The sequence below is a fragment of the Chamaesiphon sp. VAR_69_metabat_338 genome (genome assembly GCF_031423935.1).
GTDB lineage: Bacteria > Cyanobacteriota > Cyanobacteriia > Cyanobacteriales > Chamaesiphonaceae > Chamaesiphon.
On record NZ_JANPGM010000502.1, the window covers coordinates 1 to 3,385 of the forward strand.

General features: G+C 53.1%; 3 protein-coding genes. All 3 read left to right on the plus strand.

Annotation, left to right across the window (positions count from 1 at the left end; all coding sequences use genetic code 11):
• Window positions 1-301, plus strand: a 301-nt coding sequence (locus RMO84_RS13995; protein WP_310489063.1) for a potassium-transporting ATPase subunit KdpA, incomplete at its 5' end; no start/stop codon positions are given.
• 296 nt (window positions 302-597) lie between these two features.
• A complete protein-coding gene (kdpB, locus tag RMO84_RS14000) occupies window positions 598-2,679 on the plus strand; it encodes a potassium-transporting ATPase subunit KdpB (RefSeq protein WP_310489064.1) in 2,082 nt (693 codons plus the stop codon).
• Window positions 2,680-2,684: 5 nt separating this feature from the next.
• Entirely contained in the window at window positions 2,685-2,924 is a 240-nt protein-coding gene (locus RMO84_RS14005) for a potassium-transporting ATPase subunit F (protein WP_310489065.1), read from the plus strand.
• Window positions 2,925-3,385 lie beyond the last annotated feature (461 nt).

Here is a 3,385-nt window from a genome sequence, read left to right on the forward strand (position 1 = left end):
TTCCGGCTTTGAAGGATTAGCTGACAGCCAACCCGCACCCACCGCCCTGTGGTGGAATCTGAGTACATCGCTGAGTTTGCTCGGCGGACGCTATATCCCGATCGTGTCTCTATTACTCCTAGCTGATGGCATGTCCCGCAAACAACCCGTGCCCTTTACGACAGGTACGCTCCGCACCGATACCGTCCTGTTTACCAGTGTCACCGCTGGCGTCATCGTCATCATGGGCGCGTTAACTTTCTTCCCAGTGCTGGCTCTAGGGCCGATCGCTGAAGCCTTTCAGCTTGCTAAGGGAGCGTGAGATTGGTTGAAAAGAATTAGTTTTAAACGTTAGAAGATCCCCCCTAGCCCCCCTTAAAAAGCTACCGTGTATACACAAGTCTGGATAGAAGCGAAAACCCTAGAAATCCCCCTAAATCCCCCTTAAAAAGGGGGACTTTGACCGGATTTTAGCCCCCTTTTTAAGGGGGTTTGGGGGATTCAGATCTCAAAACGAAGTCCGACAGACTTGTGTATACAACGCAGCTTAAAAAGGGAGATTTAAGGGGATCTCCTCGCTAGCAACGTAGCAATTAGATCCACGATCGCTATAAATACATGAAAACCACTACTTCTCGCCCGCCACAGCCAGCCGAAACCACCCGCGCACGGCGGCCAGCAGCCGACACCTCTGGACTGTACAAACGCGCCATTCGAGACGCTTTTGCCAAACTCGATCCGCGTATTGCCGTCGGCAACCCCGTCATGTTCCTCGTTTGGGTGGGGACTCTCGTTACTTTACTCGTTACGATCGATCCAAATATCTTCGGGACGGTAGCTGCCGATCCGAACCGCCAACGGGTATTAAATGGCTTAATTACCATCATTTTGTTTGCAACAGTGATTTTTGCCAACTTTGCCGAAGCAGTCGCCGAAGGACGCGGTAAAGCTCAAGCCGATACCCTCAGATCGAGCAGATCGGATACGATCGCTCGCAAAGTTTTACCTGACGGATCGATCGGGCAAGTTAGCTCCACCGAACTCCGCAAGGGCGATCGCGTCAAAGTTGCCCTCGGTGAAACCATCCCCGCCGATGGTGAAGTAGTCGCTGGGGTAGCCTCTGTCGATGAGTCGGCCATTACCGGCGAGTCCGCACCAGTATTGAAACAACCTGGAACCGATATCGCTAGCTCCGTCACGGGCGGTACCAGAGTAGTTTCCGACGAACTGACGATTCAGATTACCGCCGATCCGGGACAGGGTTTCATCGATCGAATGATCGCCCTCGTTGAAGGTGCCAAACGCAGCAAAACCCCCAACGAGATTGCCCTGACGGTCTTCCTCGCCGTTCTCACCCAGGTATTTTTGATCGTCGTTGCGACACTCTCGCCGCTGGCTAACTACGTCAAAACACCAATTTCGATCGCCATCCTCGTCGCCTTATTAGTTGCCCTCATTCCCACTACTATCGGTGGATTGCTCAGTGCGATCGGGATTGCCGGGATGAATCGCGTCTCGCAATTTAATGTCATTGCCACCTCAGGACGCGCCGTCGAAGCCTGTGGCGACGTCAATACGCTGATTCTCGACAAAACGGGTACCATCACTCTCGGGAATCGGTTGGCAGATGAGTTTATCCCCGTCAACGGTTATTCCGCCCAGCAAGTAGCAGAGGTATGTCTGGGAGCCAGTCTCTTCGACGAGACACCTGAAGGTAAATCGATCGTCCAACTAGCGGAAAAATTGGGTGCCAAAATCGATTTCGATCGATCTCAATCCGCAGGCGTGGATTTCTCAGCCCGCACGCGGATGAGCGGTACCGATTTACCGAATGGTGTAGAACTACGCAAAGGCGCGATCGATGCCATTCGCGGCTTCGTGCGCTCGCGTGGCGGTAATATTCCCGATGAATTTGATGCCGCCTACGAGCGCGTCTCAAGACTCGGCGGTACCCCACTCGGTATTTGCAAAAATGGCGATCTCTATGGAGTCATCTATCTCAAAGATATCGTCAAGCCCGGACTCCGAGAACGTTTCGACCAACTCCGCCGCATGGGCGTTCGTACCATCATGCTGACAGGCGATAACCGGATTACAGCCTCCGTGATCGCGCAAGAAGCTGGCGTCGATGACTTCATCGCCGAAGCCACCCCCGAAGACAAAATCGATGTAATTAAGCGCGAACAGTCCGAAGGCAAACTCGTTGCCATGACCGGCGATGGTACCAACGACGCCCCCGCCCTCGCCCAAGCCAACGTCGGCGTCGCGATGAACTCCGGCACCCAAGCCGCCAAAGAAGCTGCCAACATGGTCGATCTCGACTCCGATCCTACCAAACTCATCGATCTCGTCGCGATCGGTAAACAACTGCTGATTACCCGAGGTGCTCTGACCACCTTTTCGATCGCCAACGACATCGCTAAATACTTCGCCATCATCCCCACCATCTTCGCCGCCGCTGGCATCGGATCGCTAAACATTATGGGACTAAAAAATCCCGAATCAGCCATCCTCGCTGCCCTCATCTACAACGCCCTCATCATCCCTGCTCTCATCCCCCTCGCCCTCAACGGCGTTAAATTTCGACCCCTGACTGCCGACCAACTCCTTCAACGCAACATCCTGATTTACGGCTTAGGCGGCGTCATCGCTCCCTTCATCGCCATCAAAATCATCGATACGCTCATCCCCATCTCCTAACAACCATGAAATACCTCCCCACCGCAGATATTGCCCAGCTCTGGCAAACCTGGAGCCGTCGCAAATACCCCACCTACATTTTTCTCGCCCTCTGTCTTAACGTCATTCTAGCCTCAGCCGCCTTCGCCGCCACCGGCGACACCTTCAGTCGCCCTCAAATCTATGCCCTCGGCATCCTCGGGTTAGGGACTGTAGCTCTGTCTGCTTATTTATTCGTGGTGATGTTTCAGCCAGAACGGTTTTAATTGCGAAATCCATTCCCAGCCCATCCTGCATCTAACGATGGCTTCATACAATAAAAGCAAAACATCCTTTTGGTGCTTAGTCCTCAACCGCCCTGAAATAAATTTCGGGCTAATAGCCAAAGTTCACTGAAGTGAACTAAATACACTTATCTGTTTTGACAATTAATCTATCCTGTCCTCCTTCGCGAAAAAAGAGGATAAAGCAAAAGTTCGCTCGAATTCTTTATCCAGAAACCTCTAACTAAAAACCAGAATAGAGCGATCGCACTGCGCTTCCCACAGATCGACCCTTTGGAGGGGTTTGGGGGAGCGACCCAAATCACGCGGAGGTTCCCTCCGCATGTGTTTGGGTCAAGACGGCATAGCCTCTCCCAACGGGCTACCGTGTATATACAAGTCTGTTGGACTGGCCGCGTTGATCAACCCCGACGGGCGGATCCGCGCCGCCAATCGCGTGCTCC

Excerpts from the sequence above, each read along its gene's own strand:
- kdpB (WP_310489064.1), top strand. The coding sequence starts at position 598 with ATGAAAACCACTACTTCTCGCCCGCCACAGCCAGCCGAAACCACCCGC.
- RMO84_RS14005 (WP_310489065.1), top strand. The coding sequence starts at position 2,685 with ATGAAATACCTCCCCACCGCAGATATTGCCCAGCTCTGGCAAACCTGG.